At 70.4% G+C, this 16,779-nt stretch carries 11 protein-coding genes and 3 pseudogenes; 8 read left to right on the top strand and 6 right to left on the bottom strand.

The window, feature by feature from the left end; translation table 11 throughout:
• Positions 1–150: 150 nt before the first annotated feature.
• Positions 151–1,503: a PAS domain S-box protein gene (locus tag AB0G35_RS12550; protein ID WP_360947649.1), complete on the bottom strand. Its 1,353-nt coding sequence runs from the start codon at positions 1,501–1,503 to the stop codon at positions 151–153.
• Between the two features lie 446 nt (positions 1,504–1,949).
• Between AB0G35_RS12550 and AB0G35_RS12545 the strand changes: the two genes are divergently transcribed.
• The 4 genes and pseudogenes from AB0G35_RS12545 to AB0G35_RS12530 form a co-directional block, all read left to right on the top strand.
• Positions 1,950–3,359 (top strand): ATP-grasp domain-containing protein, encoded by a 1,410-nt coding sequence (locus AB0G35_RS12545; RefSeq protein ID WP_360947648.1) that lies wholly within the window; start codon positions 1,950–1,952, stop codon positions 3,357–3,359.
• A complete protein-coding gene (locus tag AB0G35_RS12540; protein WP_360947647.1) occupies positions 3,356–5,851 on the top strand; it encodes a PEP/pyruvate-binding domain-containing protein in 2,496 nt (831 codons plus the stop codon). Before AB0G35_RS12545 ends, AB0G35_RS12540 begins: the two co-directional genes overlap by 4 nt.
• Positions 5,848–7,326, top strand: a complete 1,479-nt coding sequence (locus tag AB0G35_RS12535) for an MFS transporter (RefSeq protein WP_360947646.1) — start codon at positions 5,848–5,850, stop codon at positions 7,324–7,326. Before AB0G35_RS12540 ends, AB0G35_RS12535 begins: the two co-directional genes overlap by 4 nt.
• A 168-nt stretch (positions 7,327–7,494) precedes the next feature.
• A pseudogene (locus tag AB0G35_RS12530) lies at positions 7,495–7,968 on the top strand (class I SAM-dependent methyltransferase); the annotation flags it as partial.
• 76 nt (positions 7,969–8,044) lie between these two features.
• On the opposite strand, the gene AB0G35_RS12525 reads toward AB0G35_RS12530, so the two are convergent.
• The gene (locus tag AB0G35_RS12525; protein WP_360947645.1) at positions 8,045–8,461 is read right to left on the bottom strand and encodes a hypothetical protein; all 417 of its coding nucleotides are present in this window, start codon (positions 8,459–8,461) and stop codon (positions 8,045–8,047) included.
• Positions 8,462–9,061: 600 nt separating this feature from the next.
• On the opposite strand from AB0G35_RS12525, the gene AB0G35_RS12520 reads away from it, so the two are divergent.
• The 3 genes and pseudogenes from AB0G35_RS12520 to AB0G35_RS12510 form a co-directional block, all read left to right on the top strand.
• Positions 9,062–9,520, top strand: coding sequence for a helix-turn-helix domain-containing protein (locus AB0G35_RS12520; RefSeq protein ID WP_360947644.1), 459 nt, complete (start codon positions 9,062–9,064; stop codon positions 9,518–9,520).
• On the top strand, positions 9,517–10,458 hold the full coding sequence (locus AB0G35_RS12515; protein ID WP_360947642.1) for an alpha/beta fold hydrolase: 942 nt from the start codon (positions 9,517–9,519) through the stop codon (positions 10,456–10,458). The genes AB0G35_RS12520 and AB0G35_RS12515 overlap by 4 nt, the downstream gene beginning before the upstream one ends.
• A 676-nt stretch (positions 10,459–11,134) precedes the next feature.
• Positions 11,135–12,013: pseudogene (locus tag AB0G35_RS12510) on the top strand (PHB depolymerase family esterase); the annotation flags it as partial.
• A gap of 103 nt (positions 12,014–12,116) precedes the next feature.
• On the opposite strand, the gene AB0G35_RS12505 reads toward AB0G35_RS12510, so the two are convergent.
• The 3 genes from AB0G35_RS12505 to AB0G35_RS12495 form a co-directional block, all read right to left on the bottom strand.
• Entirely contained in the window at positions 12,117–12,818 is a 702-nt protein-coding gene (locus tag AB0G35_RS12505; protein WP_360947640.1) for a Clp protease N-terminal domain-containing protein, read from the bottom strand.
• A gap of 102 nt (positions 12,819–12,920) precedes the next feature.
• Complete coding sequence (locus AB0G35_RS12500) at positions 12,921–13,148, bottom strand: hypothetical protein (protein WP_360947638.1); 228 nt, start codon at positions 13,146–13,148, stop codon at positions 12,921–12,923.
• Between the two features lie 232 nt (positions 13,149–13,380).
• Complete coding sequence (locus tag AB0G35_RS12495) at positions 13,381–14,025, bottom strand: hypothetical protein (protein WP_360947636.1); 645 nt, start codon at positions 14,023–14,025, stop codon at positions 13,381–13,383.
• Positions 14,026–14,440: 415 nt separating this feature from the next.
• On the opposite strand from AB0G35_RS12495, the gene AB0G35_RS12490 reads away from it, so the two are divergent.
• Positions 14,441–15,961 (top strand): DUF4419 domain-containing protein, encoded by a 1,521-nt coding sequence (locus AB0G35_RS12490; RefSeq protein WP_360947634.1) that lies wholly within the window; start codon positions 14,441–14,443, stop codon positions 15,959–15,961.
• Between the two features lie 433 nt (positions 15,962–16,394).
• On the opposite strand, the pseudogene AB0G35_RS12485 reads toward AB0G35_RS12490, so the two are convergent.
• A pseudogene (locus AB0G35_RS12485) lies at positions 16,395–16,654 on the bottom strand (IS630 family transposase); the annotation flags it as partial.
• Between the last annotated feature and the right edge of the window lie 125 nt (positions 16,655–16,779).

The following is a 16,779-nucleotide window of genomic DNA, read 5'->3' as shown; positions in this document are numbered from 1 at the left end:
CAAGTGCCACGGTGTGCCTTGGGAGTTGGATCAGGATGCCGGTCCCGTGGCGGGAGCGCAGCATCGAGGACCACCCCAGTGGTGAGGATCACGACCATGGTGTGGGTCACGGCAGCGCGGTTGTCTGCCGTGAGGTCGCGCCGCCGTCCCTCACGTGGCGCTCTGTGGATGGCCGGCCGTTGCCGAGCGGGGTGGCCAGGACTGGGGGGCGAGGATGCCGAGGACGTAGGCGCGGGCGACCAGGGCGCACCGGGTCGGGGCGTCGAGCAGGTCGCGCAGGCGGCTGAGGTGGTAGTCGACGGTCTGGCGGGAGAGCCGGAGGGAGGTGGCGATCTCGGCGTTGCTGCGGCCTGCGGCGAGGAGGGAGAGGATACGCACCTGACTCGCCGTCAGCGGCGGATGGGGTTCGTGGGCGAGGCTCTGGTGGGTGATCACTGCCCAGACGCTGGCGGCGCGGGACGGCCCCCGGCCCACGGTGGTGAGGTGCAGTTGGGCACGGCGCTGGCGGCCGCGGTCGTCGAGGAGGACGGTGGAGGTCTGGATGCGCCGGCTGCGGCGGGCTATCAGGGCGTGCCAACTCCGCCGGAGTGCGGGTAACTCCGGGGCCGGTGCGAGCAGCGTGTGGGCCCGGCGGCCCACGAGGTCGGAGAGCCGGGTCTGCAGGAGTTCGGCGGCCGCCGCGCTGGCCTGGAGGATCCGTCCGCCGGCGGAGATCAGGGCGCACGGCAGTCCGCTGTGGTCGCGCAGCGCGTACAGGTTCTCCTCGGCCTGCTGGCGCTGGTGGAGGGCTCGGGTGTGGTCGCTGATGTCGATGTAGATACCGGCCACACAGGTCTGGGTTCCCTCGCGTACGGGGAAGCGGTGGCCGGCCGCGTGGCCGGTGGTGCCGTCCGCACGGTGGTAGGTGAGGGTGTGCCGCACCGGTTTGCCGCGGGCCAGCACCTCCTGGTCCAGGGCGAGCACCCGGTCGGCGTCGGCCGGGGCGTCGACCTCACGTACGTCCTTGCCGATGACCTGCTCGGGGGTGGTGCCGTAGAGGTGCGCGTAGGCGTGGTTGGCCCACAGGTAGCGCCCGTCGGGGTCACGGATGAAGGCCGCGGCGGGGGCGAGGTCGGCGAAGGCGTCGTAGCGGCGGAGGGCGGCCGGAGGGGAGGGAAGGGGTGCGGGGGCGGCGGAGGGCGGGGCCGGGTCCCGGTCCGCGCCGGAAATCTCGACGGCGATGCCGCGGAGGCGGTCCTGCCGGAGTGGGCCGAGGGGCCAGTTCACGTCGAAGAGCCGGCCGTCGAACCGTGCCCGCCAGTGGTTGCCGGCCCGCGCGCGGTCGGCTGCCCGTCCGTGGCCGGTGGCCTGCGACGGGTCGGTGACGGTGTCGAGGAAGCGCTGGGCGGTGCGGGCGTCGTCGAAGGCCCCTCCTCCGCTGTCGATCACCCGTAGCTCGCGGTCGGCCTCCCACCAGGACACCGGGAGGTGTTGGAGCAGCGACTTCAGACCGGTCTCGTCCACGACGGCCTCTCTGTGACGAAGCGACGAAGAGCTGGGCGGGGCGCGGGTGGGCCACCTCACGTGCCGGACCGGCTCACGCCGGGCCGGCTTCGCGCGCCGACGTGCCCCGTACGCCGAGACGCTGGCCCCCCGAGCATGCGTATCCCCCGCCGTCACGCCGTATGCCCGCTTCTCGGCCGATCTGCTGGGTGCGGGGCGGGCCGGTCTCGGCCGATCTGAGGGGCGGACGGCCGTACGGTGCAGGACCCCATACGGCATCACAGGACCTTCACAGCCGCCCGGCGAACTCCACAACTCTGGCATTTGCCTAAGCGTTCGGCGCCCGTGGCGGCGGATCCGGCACCCTCCGGCTGGTTCTCTGGAGGTACCGCGTCCGAGCGTCAGCCGCCGCGTCGTCAACGGCCGTTACACGGCCCCTCCCCCGCCTGTGAAGGAGTCGGATTTCAGTGAGCACGGTGCTGTTCGTGTATGCCAAGGGCGGTCCGCCCTTGGGGTATGCCCTGTCACGGGTCGCCGCTCGGTCGGCAGTGCACCTGCTGGCGCTCAGCACGCTGCCGCCCACCGCCGCCGCCGCCGAGCGCCGGTGCGCGTCCGTGCGGACCGCCACCGGGCCCGAGCGCGGCGACCTGGTGTCCCTGATCGTCTCCCGTGCCCAGGCCGTGGGCGCGGACGCCGTCGTCACCCTCTCCGAGTACGCGGTCGTCGCGGTCGCCGAGGCCTGCGAGAAGCTCGGCCTGGCCGGCGCCGGCGCCTCCTGTGCGCTCGCCCGTGACAAGCGGCTGATGCGCCGGACCTGGAGCCGGCGGGGCATCTCCCAGCCGCGGTTCCGCCCGGTGGCCGACGAGCGGGAGCTGCAGGACGCGGCCGCCGCCCTCCGCCTCCCCGTACTGCTGAAGGCCGCCTGGAGCGCCGGCTCCACCGCCCACCGGATCATCCGTTCCGCCGACGAGGTACCGGCCGCCTGGCAGCGGGCCCGTGAGGTGATGGCGGAATCCGCCGAACTGGGCTACGCCGAGCTGCACGTGGCCGACGCCGGGGCCGACTTCCTGGTCGAGGAGATCGTGCCGGGCACCGCGGACGGCTGGTTCGACCAGCCGGGCTGGGGCGACTACGTCAGCGTCGAGGGCGTCGTCGTCGACGGCGTGTTCCGACCGGTCTGCCTCAGTGGCCGGATGCCGACGGTGGAACCGTTCACCGAACGCGCCGGCATCACCCCGGCCGCGCTGCCGGCCGACGCCCAGCAGCGCGTCGTGGCCCTCGCACGCGAGGCAGTCGACGCGCTGGGGCTGGAGAACTGCGGTACGCACACCGAGATCAAGCTCGGTGCGGACGGCCGGATGTGGGTCATCGAGACCGCCGCCCGGTTCGGCGGGGCGATGACCGTTCCGCAGATCGAGGAGGTCTTCGGCCTGGACCTCATCGGCATGCTCGTCGACCACCTGCTGGGCCGCCCGGTGTCCTGGCCCGCCCGGGCGCTCACCCCGCAGGAGGCGCGCGGCGCGGCCGGCTCCTTCGTCGTGCTGGCCGTGGACGGCGCCGGTGCGGCCTGGCCGGACCGGCGGCGGTGGGACTTCCCGACCGTGCGGGACGCGGTACCGCTCAGCGCCGGCAGCCAACTGTCCGTAGTGGCCGAGAACTCGCTCCCGGACGGGGCCCCCGTCCCGGTGTACGACCCCGCCGCCGGCGCCAACACGATGGCGGCACTGTGCCTGTTGTCCGCCACCGACCCCGAAACCGTGCTCCGCGACTTCCGGACCCTGGTGGACGCGTTGCCGACCGTGCTCCCCCAGGAGGAGCCGCACGAGGACCAGCACGAGAGGCCGTTCACGACGAAGACCGCGGAGGCACGCTCATGACCATCACCACCCTCACTGCCGCCCCCGCCACCACCGCCCACGACCACACGGCAGCCGTCGACCGCACGACCGTCGGCGCGCACCTGGCCCTCCCGCTCTTCCGCACCCTCTGCGGCACCCTGGCCGGCCACCCCTACGTCAAGGTCGTGGTCGACCGCGCCGAGGGCACCTGGCACCTGCTGGACGCCGCCGTCCACCCCTTCCACGTCGACTACATCGCCACCCGCATCCTGGGCATGGAGCTGGCGGAACTCGACTCCTGCCTGGACGCGTTCAACGCCTCGGTCTACGCCGACCCGGAGCGCAGGTTCCTGCTGGGCGTGCTCTCCCTCCACAGCGACACGGGTGCGGGGCCGGCGGGTGCGACGCGTGCGACGACGGGCACCCGGGTGCCCGACGCCCGCCGAGGGCGCTCCTTCCTCGTGCTGGAGACGACCGAGGCGGACACCATGACGGGCCCGATGCTGGAGGAGTTCTACACGTTCGTCCGCCACCGGCTCGACAGCCGGCTGCCGCTGCTGCTGAAGCCGGCGAACCACGGGCAGGAGCACGCCCTCGGCGCGATCAGTGACGTCCGGGTGCCGCGGATCCTCAGTCACCAGCTGTTCGGCAGCCGCACCCGCACCCCGCTCAACTCCGGCGAGGCCGTCGGCCGGCTGCGCCACTTCCGTACCGCCCAGGAGTACGCGCAGTACGCGGCCGGTGCCGGCGCGCTCGGCGGGTCCGACATCGTCGCCATGCCGTGCCTGCCCGACGACGTACCGCGGGTCGCCGGCTTCATCAACACCGCGCCCACCACCCCGCTCTCGCACACCAACGTCCTCGCCTCCGGCTGGGGCATCCCCAACGCCGTCATCCGCGACCTGGACCAGCTCATCGCGGCGGAGGGGCTCGCGGACGCATGGGTCCGCTACGAGGTGCAGGACGACGACATCACCCTCGAACGCCTCCCCCAGGCGCCGGCACCGGCGCTCTCCCCGGCGTCCGCTGCGCCCGCCCGGACACCGGCGCCGAACGCGTCGGACCGGCGTCCGGCGCACCGGATCCGCCTGGAACCCCCGCTTCTGCACGCCGACATACCGGCGCTGCCCCTGCACCGGCTTCGCCGCACCGACCAGAACCGCTACGGCACCAAGGCGGCCAACCTCGGGGAGCTGCATCACGTCCTGGCCAATGGTGAAGGCATGCACGCTGGTCAGGCAGGTCACTCCGGTCAGGCCGGTGAGCCGTCCGACCACACCGTCGACCTGACCGCCTACTACGGCCGCCCCAGGCCACCCCGGGCGAACCTCTACGCCCACCTCACCGCCCGCCTGGGCCTTTCCCACCCTTCCCGCCTTCCGCAGGGCACGCGAGACGCCGCGCTCAGCGCGGAACTCCGCGCTGCCGCACGGGACTTCGTCCGCGCCACGGTCACCGCTCCGGACGGCATCGCCCTCCCGTTCGCCCTGCAGCACCGCTTCCTCATGTCCTCCCCCGCCATACAGCAGGGCATCAGCGAGCTGAAGGCCGCCCTGGAACGCACAACGGTCGACGTGATCGGCGCGATCGAGCGGATCCATGGGAGCGACGGCATCGACGCGATCGAAGGGAACGACGGGATCGAGGGGAACGACGGGATCGAGGGGAACGACGGGATCGACCCGCTCTGTCGGCGGCTGCAGGACCTCATCCAGCACACCGCCCCGATGCCCGACGACGTGGCCCGCGCCATCACGTCCGTCCCCCAGGCTCTGCCCTCCGATCCGTCCGGCACCGGCCGGCTCGTGGTCCGCTCGTCCTCCAACGCCGAGGACCTGCCCGGGTTCTCGGCGGCGGGGGTGTACGACTCGGTCACGGCGGTGTACGGCGCGGACGAACTCCTCGCCGCGGTACGCCGGGTGTGGGCCTCCCTGCTGTCGCCGCGCAGCGTCCGGCTGCGCCACCAGGCGGGCATCTCTCCCGACGACACCTACATGGGCGTGATCATTCAGCGCTATCAGCCCGCGGACCTCGGCGGCGTGCTGGTGACCTGCAACCCGACCCGGCGCGCGGACTTCCGCAACGTCTACCTCAACTGCTCGGCCGGTTCCCCGGAGAACGTCGTCGACGGCACCGCGCTGCCGCTGCAGTACCTGTACAACACGGTCGAAGGCGGCGGCCGTACCGTCGCGCTGGGCTCGTCCACCGAGGACCTGCCGGCCGCCACCCGGGAACGACTGGCGCACCTCGCCCTGACCGGCCGGCTGCTGCAGTCCCACTTCAGCGGCACCGACTCCGCAGCCCCGGGCTCGGACGGGGACGGGGACGGGGACGTTGACGTAAACGCGGACGTAAACGTGCACAGGGACGTTGACGGCGGCGTGGACGGCGGCGTGGACGGAAACGTGCACGGAAACGTGCACAGGGACGTTGACGGCGGCGCGGACGTGGACCGGCCGCTGGACATCGAATGGCTGATGACCGATCAGGGCTCCTTCCACCTGGTCCAGATCCGCCCCTACGCAAGGTGAGCCGCCACCTCCCCGGCCCCCGGGACCGCAGTCGTGCCGGCGAGCGCGCGAAGACCACGACGGACGCCGCGCCGCCGCCCCTGCCGCCCCGGGCCCGCCGCATCATCCGCCTGAACAACGGCTTCCAGCTCCTGTTCAACCTGCTCTGGTGGATGCCGGTGTTCTACGCCTACCAACGGCAGGCGGGACTCACCGACGGCCAGATCTTCGGCATCCAGAGCATCTACTACACCGCGTTCTGCCTCTTCGAGATCCCCACCGGACTGGTCGCCGACCGCATCGGTACCCGCAACTGCCTGCGGGCCGGCGCGGTCGTCATGACCGCGGCCAATCTCGCCCCGGTCTGGGCCCCCAGCTACACCGGCTTCCTCGTCCACTTCCTGCTCATCGCCGCCGGCCGCTCCCTGACCTCCGGTGCGGCCAGTGCCTATCTCTACGAGGGCCTGCGGGCCGAGGGCGCGGGCGCCCACTACCTGAAGGCCGAGGGCCAGGCCCGGGCGCTCGGCCTCGCCGCGAAGGTGCTGTGCTGGCCGCTGCTCGGACCGCTGATGGCCCTGGCGCACTCCGCGCCGTACGTCCTGAGCGCGGCCAGCGCCGGCGGCTCCCTCGTCTGCGCCGTACTGCTGCCCCGCCAGGCCGCGGCCGCCCCCGCCGCGGGCCGGAAGCGCACCACGCGCCATGAGGCGGCCGCCGCCCTCCGCGCCGTCCGCGGCACGCCCTGGCTCGCCCTGGTCATGGTGCAGGGGGTGGCCCTGTTCACGCTCTCCCGCATCTGCCAGGTCAATCTCTTCCAGCCGGTCCTGCTCGACCACGGCATCGGCGAAAGCTCGCACGGCACCGTACTGGCCGCCATGACCGTCGCCGAGGCGGTGGCCTCGGCCCGTCCGCAATGGCTCAGCTCGCGGCTCTCCCCGGTGGCGTGGGTGTCGCTGCTCAGCCTCGCGATGGCGGCGGCTCTGGCGGGCAGTACGCTCGGCGGTCCCTGGACGGCCGTCGCGCTGCTGTGCGTGTTCGCCGCCGTCACCGGTCTGGCGTCTCCCCTCCAGCGCAAGCTGGTCAACGACGCGGTCCCCGCGGGCGCGCCCCGCGCCACCCTGCTGTCCGTCGAGAGCCTCGTCGACCGCGCGGTGTGCGCCCTGGCGGCCGTCGCCGCAGGCGCGTACCTCTCGGCGCACCGCCTGGACGCCCTGCTCTGGCACAGCGCGCTGGCCACCGCCGTCCTGCTGGCCCTCCTCCACCTGTTCCTACGACGTCACGGCAGTTCCCCGGCCAGAACCGGTCAGCACGCCGGCGAAGAGAACGGCAGCGCCCCACGCGAACCCGATCACCGGACGCGTACGGGGAAGGAGGGTGAGGCACGCGCAGAAGGCGGCCGGGCACCTGGGCAGGGCGGCAGGGCACCCACGCACGGCGGCCGGTCGGAAACGGGCCGTACCGACGAGCTCCGCCCGGTCACCACAGCAGGAAAGCCCTGACCCCCGCCGCCATACTGGAGAGGTGCGTACGGAAAGGGCGCGAACGGAAAGGACGCGTGCGGAGAGGGCGCATACCGAGGGGCCCCTACTGAAGGGGCCCGTACGGGAGGGGCCCGCACTAAAGGGGAACGGCAAGGGGCCCGGCCATCGGATGGGCCGGCCAGGCCTATTGCCGGGCACTACGGAGCTGTTGCCGGCCACTGCGGTGAGGACACCTTCCGCCCGGAGGACGCCGGCGAGGCCGATCGCATCGACCTGGGAGCGCTCGCCTACGACGCGGTGAGCACCGCACGGCTGACGGCGCTGGGCCCCGGCCCCGGCTGGCACTGCCTCGACGTAGGCGCCGGGACCGGCACCGTCGCCCGGTGGCTCCTGGAGTCGGCGGATGTCACCTCCGTACTGGCCGTCGACCGTGACACCCGCTTCCTCACCGCCGATCCCCCTCCGGGGCTCGTGGCCCAGGCCACCGATGTCACCGCACTCGACTTCGACCCCGGCCGCTTCCACCTCGTCCACGCCCGCTTCGTACTGATGCATCTCCGCCCGTGGCGACGCATGATCCATAAGCTGAGCTCACTGCTCGCCCCGGGCGGCGTCCTCGTACTCAGCGACGCCGTCGACCTGACGACCGCCTCCGCACCGGCCACCCCCTCCTCCCCGCACCGGCGGCCCACTCCCCACCTCCCCGGCCTCCCCTGCCCACTCCTGGCCGACCCCCTCACCTCCGGGCACGGGAGGAGACCACCAGGACGTACGTGCTGGTGGCCAGCATCCAGACGGGAAAGGTCAGTTCGGTCCAGGGAACGGCACCCACGACGAACAGCAGCACGAGCGCGACCGCATAGCCGAGCCACGCCAGCCACCGCGGGAAGACCCGCAGACCGAGTCCGATGGTCGTGGTGGACAGCGCGAACACCGCGGCCATCCGCATGGCGTAGCTCGCCAGCAGGGTGAGCGTCGTCCGCCCGTAGGTCCAAAGGTTCTGCGCGCCCGCCGGGACGTTGCCGGTGATGGCGAGCAGGCCGCCGGCGGCGGCCCCCGCCACGAGCACCAACGCGGTGAACATCAGCCCGCTGCACAAGAAGAGGGTCGCGAAGAACCTGTTCTCCGCCCGCCCGTCGCCGTTTCCGGGCACGGCGTTCACCGTATGGCCCACGCCCCCCCTCCGTGCGCCCGATGTAGTCCCGTACGGCGCCCATGAACCACAGGAAGAAGATTCCGGCGAACGGCAACAGGCCCAGGGCGGTCTCCAGGATCTGACGGTGGGAGCATCGGGACGGCCAGTCCTTCGGGTGGGCCGGAATCGCGGCGGGCAGGCTGATGCGGACGATCGTGAGTACGGCCGCCAGCAGCAGCGCCGCCAGCACTCCCGCCGCCCCGGCCGCCCGCGGTGTGCGCAGCGCCCTGCCCGGCGTGGCATCCCGAGAGTTTCTCTCCTCCATCGCCCCATCGTGGCGCCACCTCGCCCCCAACCGGCTGCACAGCCACCCGACTTCCCCGCACGGCCACCGAGATGGCTCACAGCCACTGGGACCAGCCCCTAGCGCTCCCCCTCCGCTTCCCTCCCTTTCCCTCCCTTTCCCTCCCTTTCCCTCCGTTTCTCTCCCCTCCAACTCCCCTCCCTCCTCTGCCCTCCGCTCCTCTCCGCGCCCCTCCCCCATCCCCTCCCCACCCTTCCTCACATTCCTCAAACTTCCTCATTGCGCTTACAGATAGGGGAAGTTAAGGTACGTTCATGCCTGATCGTTTCTACTCCGTGGAACAAGTGGCGGAGCACTTGGGCCTGCATGTCCGCACCATCCGGAACTACGTGCGGGACGGACGTCTCCACGCAGTCCGCATCGGCAAGCAGTACCGCATCGCCCACGAAGACCTGGAAGCCTTCACCGGCCGTCCCGCACCTGCGCCCCTGGGCGAAGCGGACGGGCGGCGACCGCAGCAACAACGCCAACGACAGCAACAGCACACCGAGGTCTCAAGCATCGTCGAGATCGACGCGATCAGCTTCGAGACGGCCGGCCGACTGACCAGCTTGCTGATGAGCCTGGCCACCAACCGCGGCCCGGGCCATGCGCCACTCCGGATCGAGACGGCCTACGACGAGGAAAGGGCCCGTCTGAAGGTCATCGTCCTGGGCGGTCTGGCTGACACTGCCCGGCTGTTCGACTACATGGAAGGAGTGCTCACCTCATGAACACGAGCACAAACCCGAGCCCCAACACCACCAGCGCCAGCACCCGCACCAGTACCGGCACCGGCACCGGCACGGACGCTCGCGCTAGCGCTAACGCGAGCTCGATCTACAAGACCGAAGCCGGCGCGAGGGAGATCCAGCAGCGCTATCGGGAGATGCTCCAAGCCTGGCCGGTACCCGCCGAGGAGATACGGATACCGACCCGCGAAGGCGAGACCTTCGTCCTCGTCTCCGGTCCGAAGGACGCGCCGCCCGTACTCCTGCTGCACGGCTCGGGAGCGAACACCACGATGTGGCAGGACGACATCGCCTCCTGGTCCCGGCACTTCCGGACGTACGCCCTCGACCTCATAGGCGAACCGGGCCTGAGCGCCACCTCCCGCCCACCCTTGTCCTCCGACGCCCATGCGCTGTGGCTGGACGAGGTGTTGGAACATCTGGGCATCACCCGCACGGCGATCGTCGCCATTTCTCTGGGGGGATGGGTGGCGCTGGACTACGCCACCCGCCGGCCGGACCGGGTGACCCGTCTGGCCCTGCTCTGCCCCGGCGGCCTGGGCAAGCAGAAGACGGCCTGGCTCTTCAAGGCCGTACTCCTGCGCGCGTTCGGACGCCGGGGAGTGCGCCGGTCAGTAGCGACCGGCACGGGCCTGGAAGCACCCGAGGTCCAGCACCTCCTCGACCACGTCATGCTGACCTTCACTCACTTCAAGCCACGCACCGAGCGGCTCCCCCTCTTCCCCGACAGTGCGCTGCGCCGCCTGACCATGCCCATGCTGGTGACGGTCGGCAGCCGCGACGCCTTCTTCGACTCCGAGGACACCGCCCGGCGTGTACGTCAGTGCCTCCCCCACGCGACCGTGAAGGTCCTGCCCGAGGCCGGCCACGCCCTCCTCAACCAGACCGACTCCATCCTCACGTTCCTCCGCGCTGACTGATCCCTCTCCCCCCGCGCGCACGCATGACCCCCACGCATGACGCGCACGCTCGACGCCGCCGGGTACGCGCCGCCAGGTACGCATCACCGCCTCACCCGGATCCGGCGGTTCGGCCCGTACCCCCTCCCCCTCCCCCTCCACCTCCCCCTCCGCCCGGGTAGCACGGCCCCCATCCCGGCGCAACCGTCACACGGCACCGGAGGAACGGGGGACTGTGGCGACTCGCACCATGACGCGCCGTAGTGGCCCTTTCGTACGGTGAGCAGCAACCCAGCGGCGCGCCCGCACCCACCGAGCTCCGTGCCACCGGCCCGCACCGTCGTCGCCACAGGAGGTCACGGTGACGCTTCCCCCACCGCACACACCGCCATCACCCCACCAGCAGGCTCCTTCGAACCCGTTCCCTCCGATAGGGCACCGCGGCCGACGCCCGCCCCCGCCCCGGCTGGCCGCCACCTGCCTGGCCACCGCTGCAGCCGGAGCCTTACTCGCCGCCACACCGGCCGCAGGCAGCAAGCACCCCCACCCGACGGCCACACGCAGCAACAGCACCCACAACCACAGTCACCGTCACAACCACAGCCCCATCCCCAGCCAAAGCCAAAGCCAAAGCCCCAGCCAAAACCACAGTCACAGCACCAGCCACAGCGCCGCCGAGAAAGAAGGACCGACCATCAGCCTGGAAAAGGTGCCCAACTTCGGCACCAACCCCGGCAACCTCTCCATGTACGTCTACCGGCCGCCCCAACTACCCAGCTACCCAGCCGTAGTTGTCGCCCTGCACGGCTGCACCCAGAGCGCCCAGCTCTACGCCGACAATTCGGGGCTGACGACCTTCGCGGACCGGTACGGCTTCCTCCTGGTCTTCGCCGAGACGACCTCCTCGAACAACCCCAGCCGGTGCTTCAACTGGTTCCAGCCCCTCGACAACCAGCGCGGCCAGGGAGAAGCCGCCTCCATCCGGCAGATGGTCGCGTACGCCCGTACCGCCTACGGCACGGACCCCTCCCGCACCTACGTCACCGGACTGTCGGCGGGCGGCGCCATGACGTCGGTGATGCTGGCCACCTACCCCGACGTCTTCGCGGCCGGAGCGGTGATCGCCGGCCTCCCCTACAACTGCACCAAGGACACCGGGCCGTTCACGTGCATGAACCCCGGCGTCGACCGTACGCCCGCCACTTGGGCACAACGCGTCCGTGACGCCTACCCGTCGTATGCCGGCCCCTGGCCCCGCGTGGCGATCTGGCACGGTGACAACGACACCACCGTCGCCCCGAGGAACGCCGACGAACTGCGCGACCAATGGACGGCCGTCCACGGCCTCGGCCAGACCCCGGACCGCACCTCCACCATCGGCCCGAACGCCACCCGCAGTCAGGAGTATGTGGCGACGGACGGCACGGTAGCCGTCCAGGTCAACAGGGTGCCGGGCATCGGCCACGGCACACCGGTCGACCCGGGCGCGGGCCCCCAACAATGCGGCCGGACCGGAACCGCGCACTTCATCGACTCCATCTGCTCCAGCTACTGGATCACCCGCTTCTTCGGCCTCTGGTCAACCAGGCCACCCCGAGGCCGGATCAGCCCAGTCGGCCAAGTCACCAAACAGGTCAGCCAAGTCATCGAGGTCAACCAGGTAAACCACGTCAACCAGGTCAACCAGAAAGACGCATAGCCCCGTCGAGAGTCGCGAGATCCACACCCGCGTCACCGAGCACCGCGGCGGCCACCCCACGATCGATCTGGGCGAGCCCCAGAAGCAGGTGGTCACAGCCAATACGCGCCGAACCGGCAGCCTCGGCCCGCTCTTCCGCGATCGCCATGGCCTTACGGGAGTAGGGCGTCCAGGCAATCCGCTCCGCCGCTTGCGACGCCCCCATACTCAGTCGCGCCCCGACGGCCTTGTGCAGATCCTCGGGCGATGCGTCGACGGTCCGCAGGAGACGCGTAGCCGTGTTGTCCTCCGCGGTGAGGCCCCAGAGCAGGTGCTCGGTCCCGATGTAGTTGTTGCGGTGATGCACCGCGGCCTGCTTCACATGCACCATCGCCTGACGGAGGTCGTCAGTCATCGCCTCGGGACCGTAGCGCTTGTGGGGCGCGTGAAAGCGCTGCTGCACCGCCTGCCTGGTCACGCCGAGCGCCGTTCCGATGTCCGTCCACGAGCTGCCGTGCATCCGGCAGTGCTCGACATAGTCCTCGACCAAGTCGTCTGCCAGTGCTTGGAGTTGGCCGGCCACATTCGCCGCCACGGTGAGCAGTGCGAGCCAGTCCGGCTGTTCCTGCCCACCAGCTCGGTGCGCGGCATCGCAGGTCCGGTCTACTTCCGCAATGAGGTCATCCAGATCGGGAAGAGGCATAAGGCAAGTACGCCTTGACACTTGAGAATTGTCAAGAAGAACTTGCCTACCTGCTACCCGCACTACCCACCCACGTACGCCGCCCCCGTACCCGACCCTCGCTCACGAGCTGACCTCCTCGGGCTCGGGCTCGGGCTCGCACTCCCAGGTTTGCTGCTTGAGGGCCATTCGTGCAGCTGGGGCCCGACCGGGGATGCTCGCCCAGTACGGGTGCGTGGCGATCCGCACGGACAGCTGCTGCAGCCTGCGACGCAGCACCGTGGTCTGGGACGGGTTTCTCTCGCGCGATAGCTCCCGGTACGCGGCGTACCAGGCACGCTGAGCCTGCACGAGATCTTCAGGGAAGGCGCAGGAAGGAGTCACACGAAGATTGCATCACGTGTTCGAATTGAGGCGCAGCACACGGGAGAGTGAATCTCGCCGCCTCTCTCCTTGAGAGAACGTTTCGGCGATGGATGAGCCTCTGCGCCGCGGGAGGAGGAGAGCCACGGGAGGAGCCACGAGGGGCTCGCGCTGACGCCTACGTGGCGGAACGCATTGGGGGCCCCTACGTGGCAGACGCCTATGTGACGGACGACTGCCGAGCTCGCGCCCGGGCCCGATCCGGATACCACCTCGTGAAGCGGACCGCACCCACAAGCAAGGCGATCGGAATGACCCAGTTGAGCCAGTCTGCCCCCGACGTACTGCGCAGCGCGAGGACGCCGAGCAGAGCCGTCGCCAGGAACACCGCACCCCACACCGCCGTCAGCACCCGGTTGACATGCCGGAACAGCGGGGTCCCCCAGTACTCGCGGGGCACGGACTCCCGCGCGTATTGCTCCGTGAACGGCATGAAGGCGAGCGAGGCAAAGGCCACCGCGGCCAGGACGGCGCCGGACAGGGTCTGGGCGTAAGTCTCCAGCCAGATCAGGTCGTGACGGTCGAGGACCAGCGACAGGATGCAGAGGACGCCGAAGAAGAGCAGGCCGGCGATGTCCAGGATCTTCAGGCTGCGGCGCCTGATGTCGGGGAGGCTGGTCCCGATCGCCGTGATGAGCGCGGCGAGCGCGGCAAATCCCCACGAGCTGGGGCTGGCCACCACGCCGAAAACGATCCAGGGGGCGAACCCCAGGAAGAGGTTGACATCGCGTCTGCTGCCGGGACGTTGCGCATCGCTCGATGACGGCACGTCGTCAGGCCTGGGTGTCGTGTCGGGGGCACTCATACGAAACCTCCGGTCGGCTCCGTCCGGTCCGGCTTCCCTGCTGCCATGCTCTGCTCCACGGACCGGGGTCGCATCCGGTGCGGCACGTCGACTCGCGGACGCGGCACTTCGGGACCCGGTACACGGGGCCCGGCACTGCGGGGACCAGTCCAGTACTACGGGGACCGGCACTACGGGGAGTGGGCGCTGGTCGACTCCGAGCACACATGCCGAGTTCAGCGCCCTGCCGGGCGTTCGGTGTTCGCCCGTCGGCGTTTTAGGATCACGGACGATCGCCGTTCAGATCACCGTGTTCAGATCACCGTTCGGATCCCGCTCGGTTCCCCTTTGGATCCCGTTCGGATCACCGATTGGATCACCGGGGGTGGATGGCCATTCGGATCGCCGTTCAGAGAGCGGATGGGAAGGGGGACTGATGGCATTCGAGATCGACCTGCCGTTGAGCGAAGCGGATGAAGCGGACGAAGAGAGCGAAGCAGACCAAAAGGCCGCCGAGCTGGCCTCGGAACTCGCCGAAATCGACAACGAGGGCTTCCTGCGGGCGGTGCTCCGCGACCACCCACCTGCACGCTTTCACCACCGCAGCACCGACCGCCTCATAGGCCGGTCCACTGACACCCCAAACATCCCCACCCCAGACACCCCCACCCCAGACACCGCCACCCCAACCATCCCCACTCCAGACACCGCCACCCCAGACCTCACCGCCCCCGAACCCACCTCCAGCCTCCTCCTCCGCGCCCTCCACACGTGCTTCACCGCTCACCTCCCCCTGAGCCTCTCGCCCGACCTCCTCTGGTACGCCGTCGTGCACGAGGTGGCCGTACACGTCCGGCTGAACCCCGAGACGTACGAGGGGATCTTCACGGAGACGCCCGGGCACCGTCAGACCATCGTCGTACGGGACGACCTCGCCCCCCTGGACTGGGAGCGGTCGATCAACCTGGTCCAACAGCCACTGCGCGCCCGGATCGGTGACGAGGTCGCCGACCTGTTCCAGCCCACCTTCTCCACCACCACGGACTCAGAAGCCACGGCGATGCTGGTGGCGCTGATGGACGTGGTCAGCCCGTACTACCGCTTCCGGTGGCAGACCCTCTGCGGTATTCCGCGGATCCGGCTGGAGGGTACGGACCGCGACTGGCGTCTGCTAGCGGCCCGGGTACAGGAACTGGCGGAGTGGTTCGAAGGGCTGCGGCCGTGGTTCACCGCGCTGCAGCCGGTGCTGGACGCGATCTGGGCGACCGCCTCGGGATGGGGTGTCGACCAGGACTTCTGGCGTTCCCTCTACAAGTGGGAGTCGGCCTCGGGGGGCGACCGGGTCACGGGGTGGATCACCGCGTTCTTCGCCCACCGGTACACCGACGACGGGCCGCGCCCGAAGCGGTCGTTCGGGCCCGGCACAACCGCCGAGGAGGACTTCCCCGCGCACGTCTCCCGGGTCCCGTTCCGCTGGGAGACCCCAACGGGAACCTTGGACATGGCCTTCCTCGGAGGCGTCCTCGGCATGGAGCGCGAGGGAGAGTGGGTCCGCCCCCACCTCGGCCACGCGGTAGTTGAGTTGATGGCCCCTTCAACGAACCCCGCCGTCACATCGGACGTCGAGCCGGAGGACGGGCCCGACGAACCGCACGGCGTGCGCCTGCCCGCGCCCTGGACGTTGACGGACGTCCAGCGCCTCACCGGCTGCCCGCAAGCCCGTCTCCTCACCACCGTCGGAACCGTCACCCACAACGGCACGCCCCTCCAAGCCGATTACGCGATCAACCTCGACGGCATCTGCGCGGTCCGGGCCAACGGCGGTGCTGGCGACGGCCAGGGCGAGGGCAACGGCGAAGGCACCTGGTATCTCGGCGATCTGGTCTCCGACGCCGGGGACATCCAGTGCTGGGCCTCCTACGGCCCGGACCTGGGAAACGCACTCCGCGCGCTCTAGTGCGGTGACCGGGGAGGTCCACCGGGTCTGGTCGTAGACTCCGGTCCGTGTCAGTTGATCGGGGACAAGTTCCGCGACCGATCGATCAGTGCCGGAACGTCCAAGACGTCTTGGACCAGATCCGGCTGCGGCCGTCCATGTGGGTGGGCCCGGGGGCCTGCGGGACGTGCAGAACATCTTGATCGGCTATGCCACGGCTCTGTCCGTTCACGGGATCGACGAGCCTTTCGCGCTGTCGCCCGGTGGTCCGTTCGCCGAGTGGTTGCGCGCTCGTCGAGGCTGGTCAATGTCGTGCGGCTGGGCTGATGCCATCGAGCGGCATGCCGACGGAGAGGACCCGCTGAGGCTGTTCTTCCGCCTCTTGGACGAGTACAGGTCCGTCTGCCGCTCTGCGCCCTGACCTCGTTCTTCTTCATCTACTGGCGGCGGACGGCCGTTGCGCCCAGCGGCGGATGTCCGCACCGGTGTGGGCAGAGAGGTTGTTGTCCAGGACGAGGTAGATCGGTGTGTCGTCGGGCCGGGCGGCGCGGATCGACTTCCGCGCCGCCACGCTGTTGGCGGTGCCCTTGCGGCGACGGTTGACGCCCGACAGCCGATCGTCGCCGACGGAGCAGCAGCCGTGGAAGGAGGCGCCACCGTGACACCGTGGGCGCGGCGGTAGGTACTCGCCGGAAACCGGTTGGGCTTGCCCCTACCCTTCCTGATCGGTCAGCCTGCGCACTCACACAGGCTCAGCCACACACCTCCAACAGTTGGCACGGACGTCACCGCCCGCCCAACCTCCACGACCACCCACCCGGCGAACCTAGGCAGTCACA

It is taken from the genome of Streptomyces sp. NPDC021749, assembly GCF_040640655.1.
In the GTDB taxonomy this organism is placed as follows: Bacteria; Actinomycetota; Actinomycetes; order Streptomycetales; family Streptomycetaceae; genus Streptomyces.
Note: the sequence above shows the minus strand (reverse complement) of the source record. Positions and strands in the feature narration are given on the sequence as shown.